Here is a 7299-nt window from a genome sequence, read left to right on the forward strand (position 1 = left end):
TGCCGCGCCAGGGACACATGGCCGTGACTGCGGCCGGAATCAAGGCGGGATCAGAGTTGCAGCAGGTTCGGCACGGTGTGTTCCTCGCTCAGCACATCGGCGGTGATCGCCCAACTGAGTTCGCTTTTCACGCCGGGTGGTCCGGAGAAGCTTCCCGACACCGCCGCGGTAAGGCCGGACTTGGAGGAGGTGGCCAGGGGGATGTAGCGGTCGTCGATGGCCCCCTGGCCGCTGGGATCGAAGCCCCGCCAACCGGCACCGGGCAGATACACCTCCGCCCAGGCATGCAGGTCGTAGCGCTGCGGCCTTGGCTCCACGAGGTGATAGCCGCTAACAAAACGGGCGGGCAGGCCCACGCAGCGACAGGCCTCGATCATCAGCACGGCCAGATCACGGCAGGAGCCCACCCGCTCCTTGAGCGTGCGGCCGGCGGGCCAGGCCGGCCCGACATGCCTCTGGGTGTACTTGACCCGGTCCTGGATCATCTCCACCAGCTGCTGCAGGAACATCAGCGCCCGCTGGTCGCTGCCCATCAACGCCTCCTGGGCCAGCTCCACCGCCGCCGGCTCGTGCTGGCCATTGGGCAGCCAGCCATCGAGGGAGCCTTTGAGGTCGCTGTTCAGCAGGCCCACCGGATAGGGCAGCAGGGGCTCGTTCTCCTCCAGGCAGGCCTGCAGCAGGGGCGGCATCTGGGTGTCCACCTCACTGGTGGCGCGGATCTCGAAGCTGTCCGTGCTGCCCGCGAAGCGGGCCCGCAGCACGTCATCACCGCTGGCGGCCACCAGCAGATGCAGCCGGTGGGGATCGGGCGAGAAGAACAGCTCGAAACTCACCAGACGCTGGAACCCGTGGGCCCGGGGCCGCAGGCAGAGGCGATGGGGACCCAGCTGGACCGGCGCGCTGTAGCGATACGAAAGGGTATGGGTTACGCGGGCGCGCATGCCGGGGAGGAGGCGGTGGGCAGGGGTGGCGGGGGCACAGCCGAGGCGCTGGAGGAGGCCATCGACTGGGCCTCGACAGCGCCCGACTGCACGCAGGCTGGCGAAGGGGAGGCGTGGGTGACGGTGACGAAGTAGCGGTCGCTGATCAGACCATGCAGGTGGTTGAGATCACTCTGGAACTGGTCGATCGCTTCATGCAGGCCACGTCCGATCAGCTCGTCGATGCGCACGTAGCTCCAGTTGGCCAGCATCAGACCGGAGAGGCATTCCAGGTCGTCGGGCGGGCCGGGCACCGGGTTGCCGCGGATCACCCGCAGCGACTTGCTGAGGCCTTCGAGGCAATACCGCACCGACCGGGGGAAGATCGGATCGAGCAGCAGGAAGGCCGCCACCGCCTTGGGCTCGATCGCCCGCTGCTGCGACTGGCGGAACATTTGATAGGCCCCGGCCGAGCGCAGCAGGGAGATCCACTGCAGTTCATCGAGCACGCCGCCCACCTCTTCCGGGCTCGGCAGCAGCAGGAAGTACTTCACATCAAGGATGCGGCTGGTCTTGTCGGCGCGCTCCACCAGGCGCCCCAGCTTGCTGAACTGCCAGGAGAGATCGCGGCTGAGCGTGGCATCGGTGACGCCATAGAACAGCTGGCAGGCCCGGCGCACCTCGTGCAGCTGCTCCTGGGCCGGCAGGCGCCAGAAATTGTCGCTTTCCTTGAGTGTGAGATAGAGGTCGTTGATCTGCTCCCACATCTCCGTGGTGATCACCTCGCGGATCTGGCGGGCGTTCTCGCGGGCGGTGGCGATGCAGTTGACGATGCTGCTCGGGTTGTCCGGCTCGCGCACCAGGAAGCGCACCACATCGGTGGGCCCACCATCGGGGTAGAGGCGGTCGAACAGCTCGCGGTCGCCGCTGGCATCGATCAACGGCAGCCAGGGTTCGGCGCTGCCCGGCGGGCAGTCGAGCGCCATCGCCTCGCTCACTTCAAGGAAGCGGGAGATGTTCTCGGCCCGCTCGACGTACCGGTTGATCCAGTAGAGGGAATCGGCGACGCGGCTCAGCATGAGGTCTCATCCACGATCCAGGTGTCCTTGCATCCTCCGCCCTGCGACGAGTTGACCACCAGCGAGCCGCGGCGCAGCGCCACCCGGGTGAGGCCGCCCGGGCTCACCCAGGCCCCCTTGCCCCGCAGCACGTAGGGCCGCAGATCGACGTGGCAGGGGTAGAGCTCGCCTTCGCTGAGCGAGGGCACGGTGGAGAGCTCCAGGGTGGGCTGGGCGATGAAGTTGCGGGGATCGGCCTTGATCTTGTCGGCGAAGGCGAGGATCTCGGCCGGTTCGGCGTGCGGGCCGATCAGCATGCCGTAGCCCCCGGCTTCTCCCACCGCTTTCACCACCAGGTCCTTGAGGTGGGCCAGCACATAGGCCTGATCCTCGGGCCGGGCGCAGATGTAGGTGGGAACGTTCTCGATGATCGGCTCCTCCGCCAGGTAGTAGCGGATCATGTCCGGTACGTAGGCGTAGATCAGCTTGTCGTCGGCAACGCCGGTGCCCGGCGCGTTGGCGATCGCCACCCGGCCGGCGGCATAGGCCTCCATTAGCCCACGCACGCCCAGCATCGAATCGCTGCGGAACACGGCCGGATCGAGGAAGTCGTCGTCGATGCGGCGGTAGATCACATCCACCGGCTCGAGCCCGGCGGTGCTGCGCATCCACACCCGGTTGCCCTCGCAGACCAGATCGCGGCCCTCCACCAGCTGGATGCCCATCTGCTGGGCCAGGTAGCTGTGCTCGAAATAGGCGCTGTTGAACACGCCCGGGGTGAGCAGCACCACCGAGGGAGTGTCGGTCCAGGGGGCCAGTTCCCGCAGGGTCTGGAGCAGATGGGAGGGGTAATCGTCGATCGGCTGCACCGTGGGCCCGGAGAACAGGCTGGGGAACATCCGCTTCATCACGCGGCGGTTTTCCAGGAAGTAGGCCACGCCCGAGGGGCAGCGGAGGTTGTCTTCCAGCACGCGCCAGGTGCCCTTGCCGTCACGGATCAGATCGAGGCCGGAAACGTGGCACCAGCGATCCAAAGGCGGCTTGAACCCCGCCATCTGCGGGCGCCAGCCATGGGAGCTGATCACGTCGGCGCGGGGGATGACACCGTCGTTGAGGATCTTCTGGTCGCTGTAAACGTCGGCGAGGAAGCAGTCGATCGCTTCGAGGCGCTGAATCAGGCCCTTCTCCAGGCGCTGCCATTCGCCCGCGCGGATCAGCCGCGGCAGGGGGTCGAAGGGCAGGATCCGCTCGCCGCCCTGCTCACCGGAGCCATTGAGGCGAAAGGTGGCCCCGAGGCGCTTGAGCAGCATGCCGGCGGCCGCGTGGTTGCGGTTGATCTCTTCGATGCCGAGCTGGCCCAGGGACGAGAGCAGGGGCCGCAGGGCGGAGCGGGGCTGGGAAGAGGCGCTGAAATATTCGTCGTAGCCCTTTGCGGGCTTGTAGTCGGTGAACATGGGCAGCCGCATCGGGCTCAATCATGAACAGCGGCGCGGGGCCGACCCGTCATGGTTGCTACCGATCAGGCCGGGCCGGCCTAGGCTCCGGCCCGGCCTGATCGGCCCTGGCGGTGAATCCAACGCTCAGAGCAGGAAATACCGCTGCGCCATCGGCAGCACGTCGGCGGGCTCGCAGGTGAGCAGCTCCCCATCGGCGAACACTTCGTAGGTCTGGGGATCCACCTCCACCTTCGGCAGGGCCGTGTTGTTGCGCATCTCGGCCTTGCCGATGCCGCGGGTGTTCACCACCGGCACGCAGGGCCGCTCGAGTCCCAGCTTTCTGGGCAGGTCGTCATCGAGGGCGGCCTGGGAGAGGAAGGTGAGGCAGCTGGGGGCCAGGGCCTTGCCGAAGGCGGCGAACATCGGCCGGCCATGCACCGGGCCGGGGGTGGGGATCGAGGCGTTGGCATCGCCCATCTGGGCCCAGACGATCGAGCCGCCCTTGATCACCATCTCCGGCTTGACCCCGAAGAAACCCGGCTTCCAGAGCACCAGATCCGCCAGCTTGCCCACCTCCACCGAACCGATCTGGCTGTCAAGACCGTGCACCATCGCCGGGTTGATCGTGACCTTGGCGATGTAGCGCTTGAGGCGGGTGTTGTCGTTGCGCTCCGAGTCGCCCGGCAGGGCTCCCCGCTGCACCTTCATCTTGTGGGCGGTCTGGAAGGTGCGCGTGATCACCTCGCCGACGCGGCCCATGGCCTGGGAATCGCTGGCGATCAGCGAGAAGGCGCCGATGTCGTGGAGGATGTCTTCGGCGGCGATCGTTTCGCGGCGGATGCGCGATTCGGCGAAGGCCACATCCTCCGGGATCGAGGGATCGAGGTGGTGGCACACCATCAGCATGTCGAGGTGCTCCTCCAGGGTGTTGCGCGTGTAGGGGCGCGTGGGGTTGGTGGAGCTGGGCAGCACGTTGGCTTCGCCGCAGATGCGGATGATGTCCGGCGCGTGGCCGCCGCCAGCGCCTTCGGTGTGGAAGGTGTGGATGGTGCGGCCGCCGATGGCGCGGATCGTGTCCTCCACGAACCCCGCTTCGTTGAGGGTGTCGGAGTGGATCGCCACCTGGATGTCGAAGCGATCCGCCACGGACAGGCAGCAGTCGATGGCGGCGGGGGTGGTGCCCCAGTCTTCGTGGAGCTTGAGGGTGACGGCACCGGCACGGATCTGCTCCTCGAGCGCCTCGGGGGTGCTGGCGTTGCCCTTGCCGAAGAAGCCCAGGTTCACCGGCAGCCCCTCGGCGGCCTGCAGCATGCGGGCCATGTGGAAGGCGCCGGGGGTGCAGGTGGTGGCGTTGGAGCCCGTGGCCGGGCCGGTGCCGCCACCGAGCAGGGTGGTGACCCCGCTGGCCAGAGCGGTTTCCACCTGCTGCGGACAGATGAAATGAATGTGGGTGTCGATGCCGCCGGCGGTGAGGATGTGGCCCTCGCCGGCGATCGCCTCGGTACCGGGACCGATGACGATCGTCACCCCATCGGTGATGTCGGGGTTGCCCGCCTTGCCGATCGCGCAGATGCGGCCGTCGCGCAGGCCCACATCGGCCTTGACGATCCCCCACCAGTCGAGGATCAGAGCATTGGTGATCACGGTGTCCACGGCCCCCCCGGAGCGGGGGGTCTGGGCCTGACCCATGCCGTCGCGGATCACCTTGCCGCCGCCGAACTTCACCTCTTCCCCGTAGGTGGTGAAATCCTTCTCCACCTCGAGGAACAGCTCGGTGTCGGCCAGCCGCAGCCGGTCGCCGGTGGTGGGGCCATAGGTTTCGGCGTAGGCCCGCCGATCCATCCGATAGGGCATGGCTGAGGAAAGTCGAGGAGGACGGTGGGGGGTGGCCGGGGTGGCCGTCGCAGGGCAAGGGCAGCGCGCGCTGGTGGCGCCGCTTCAGTCGAGCGGGCCGTTGACCAGGCCGTTGAAGCCGAAGACCCGGCGCGCGCCGGCCAGGGGGATCAGCTGCACCTCCCGCTGATCACCGGGCTCGAAGCGGATCGCCGTGCCGGCCGGGATGTCGAGCCGCTGGCCGCGGGCACTGTCGCGGTCGAACACCAGCGCGTCGTTGGCTTCATAGAAATGGAAGTGGGAGCCCACCTGCACCGGGCGGTCGCCGCGGTTGGCCACATTGAGCGTGGTGACGGGCCGGCCGGCGTTGAGTTCGTGGCTGCCGGGCTCCGGCAGCAGTTCGCCAGGGATCAGAGGAGACATGCAGGCGGAGCGATCAGGGGGGATCAGCGGATCGGGTCGTGGAGGGTGACGAGCTTGGTGCCGTCGGGGAAGGTGGCCTCCATCTGCACCTCGGGGATGAGTTCGGGAACGCCCTCCATCACCTGGTCACGCCGGAGCCAGGTGCTGCCTTCCTCCATCAGCGCGGCCACGCTCTTGCCATCGCGGGCGCCTTCCAGCACCTGAAAGCTGAGCCAGGCCACGGCTTCGGGGTGGTTGAGCTTGAGACCACGACCCAGGCGCCGTTCCGCCAGCAGGGCCGCGGTGACGATCAGGAGCTTGTCCTTCTCCTGGGGGGTGAGATGCATGGGGGACGCGATTGCCGGCCACACTCTTGCAGCGGCGCGGGGCTGGAGCAGGTTCAGCAGGAACGTTCGCAGCGCCGGCAGCGGCGTCGGTCATGGCCCCACCGGTGTTGCCTGCGCAGGCGGCCCAGGCACAGGGGGCAAGGCGGGAGGCACCTGCCCCGTCCAGCGGGCCTCCTCCAGCGCCGCCGGATACAGCCGACGGGCAGCGTCCTGCGCAACCGGGCTGCGGCGCAGCAGGGCGCGGTATTGCTGCAGTGCGGAGGTGGGCCGGAACAGCAGGCCCGCCGCCACGGCCAAAGCGGAGCCCAGCAGGTAATCCAGCCAGCGGTGGGGGATGTACCAGGCCACCAGCGGTCCGTATCCGACAAAGGCCACCCCGCTGGAGATCAGCGCGGTGCGCAGGTACGCCTCGCCCTGCAGCGCCACCACCAGCGCCGCGGTTCCGCCCATGACCACGGCGGTGCTGAGCGGGCTGAGGCCAAAGCTGTCAAACACCAGCAGCGGCATCAGCACACCGAGGCTGACTCCCACCATGCGATCGCGCACCCGCGCCAGGGTGGCGCCGAGGCTGTCGTTGAGCAGCAGCACCACGCCGAAATAGAGGTATTTGGGGGCGACGGCGCCGAGGCCTTCGCCGATCGGCAACGCCAGTACAGCCACCACCAGCTTGCGCCAGAAGAACGGCGAGGCCAGACCCGCCGCCAGGCGCGCGGCCAGCGGCGGGTCGGCGGCAGCCGGCTCAGGCTCCTCCGCTGGCGCCTGGTGCCCGGCCGGACTCCACACCACCTGCACGACACTGCCGACCACGAGCCCGAGCGCGATGGCGGCCAGTTCGTTGCCCAGGCTCAGCCAGCTGCTGGTGGCGTTCAGCAGCGGCAGCACACCGGTGATGGCGAGCACGTTGCCGAGCGGCCGCAACGCGCCGGGCAACAGCAGCATCAGCACCTGCATGAGCGCGGCCACCAGGCCGAACACGAACACCTCCGGCGCTCCGGCGAAGGCCTCACCGATCAGCAGCCCGATCGCCATCGAAAGGCCGCTCAGCCCCACCAGCACCGGGTACACGGGCAGGGGCCAGCGGCTGAAATCCGGGCGCACCACCAGCGCCGCCACGATCACCCCGTAGGCGGCCGCGCCGCTGTCGAGGCCCAGGCCGGCCGCCAGCGCCGCGGTGAAGCCGCTGGCCTGGGCGATCACCAGGGCGGCACGCAGGCCCCGCGAGGGCAGCGGGGCTGCGGCGCCGGTCACCGAGGCCGGCCGCCGAGGGCCTGGATCCAACCCACCAGCAGCACCACCCCCAGCA

General features: G+C 68.7%; 7 protein-coding genes. All 7 read right to left on the reverse strand.

Features of this window, described 5'->3' with window-relative positions:
• Positions 1-50: 50 nt before the first annotated feature.
• A complete protein-coding gene (locus KBY86_RS12605) occupies positions 51-941 on the reverse strand; it encodes a transglutaminase family protein (RefSeq protein WP_255100564.1) in 891 nt (296 codons plus the stop codon).
• A complete protein-coding gene (locus KBY86_RS12610; protein ID WP_255141324.1) occupies positions 926-1999 on the reverse strand; it encodes an alpha-E domain-containing protein in 1074 nt (357 codons plus the stop codon). The genes KBY86_RS12605 and KBY86_RS12610 overlap by 16 nt, the downstream gene beginning before the upstream one ends.
• Complete coding sequence (locus KBY86_RS12615; protein ID WP_255141330.1) at positions 1993-3432, reverse strand: circularly permuted type 2 ATP-grasp protein; 1440 nt, start codon at positions 3430-3432, stop codon at positions 1993-1995. The genes KBY86_RS12610 and KBY86_RS12615 overlap by 7 nt, the downstream gene beginning before the upstream one ends.
• A 126-nt stretch (positions 3433-3558) precedes the next feature.
• Complete coding sequence (gene ureC / locus KBY86_RS12620; RefSeq protein WP_255141325.1) at positions 3559-5268, reverse strand: urease subunit alpha; 1710 nt, start codon at positions 5266-5268, stop codon at positions 3559-3561.
• Positions 5269-5352: 84 nt separating this feature from the next.
• Positions 5353-5670 (reverse strand): urease subunit beta, encoded by a 318-nt coding sequence (locus KBY86_RS12625; RefSeq protein WP_094513865.1) that lies wholly within the window; start codon positions 5668-5670, stop codon positions 5353-5355.
• Positions 5671-5693: 23 nt separating this feature from the next.
• Positions 5694-5996: an urease subunit gamma gene (locus KBY86_RS12630; protein ID WP_094513867.1), complete on the reverse strand. Its 303-nt coding sequence runs from the start codon at positions 5994-5996 to the stop codon at positions 5694-5696.
• A 90-nt stretch (positions 5997-6086) separates the two neighbouring features.
• The coding region (locus tag KBY86_RS12635) for an FUSC family protein (RefSeq protein ID WP_255141326.1) at positions 6087-7299 on the reverse strand (1213 nt) is incomplete at its 5' end.

This window comes from Synechococcus sp. Lug-A, from assembly GCF_024345655.1.
Classification (GTDB): Bacteria; Cyanobacteriota; Cyanobacteriia; order PCC-6307; family Cyanobiaceae; genus MW101C3.

What these genes read in the sequence shown, in the direction of transcription:
- KBY86_RS12605 (WP_255100564.1), bottom strand. Translation starts at nt 941, where the DNA reads ATGCGCGCCCGCGTAACCCATACCCTTTCGTATCGCTACAGCGCGCCG.
- KBY86_RS12610 (WP_255141324.1), bottom strand. Translation starts at nt 1,999, where the DNA reads ATGCTGAGCCGCGTCGCCGATTCCCTCTACTGGATCAACCGGTACGTC.
- KBY86_RS12615 (WP_255141330.1), bottom strand. Translation starts at nt 3,432, where the DNA reads ATGTTCACCGACTACAAGCCCGCAAAGGGCTACGACGAATATTTCAGC.
- ureC (WP_255141325.1), bottom strand. Translation starts at nt 5,268, where the DNA reads ATGCCCTATCGGATGGATCGGCGGGCCTACGCCGAAACCTATGGCCCC.
- KBY86_RS12625 (WP_094513865.1), bottom strand. Translation starts at nt 5,670, where the DNA reads ATGTCTCCTCTGATCCCTGGCGAACTGCTGCCGGAGCCCGGCAGCCAC.
- KBY86_RS12630 (WP_094513867.1), bottom strand. Translation starts at nt 5,996, where the DNA reads ATGCATCTCACCCCCCAGGAGAAGGACAAGCTCCTGATCGTCACCGCG.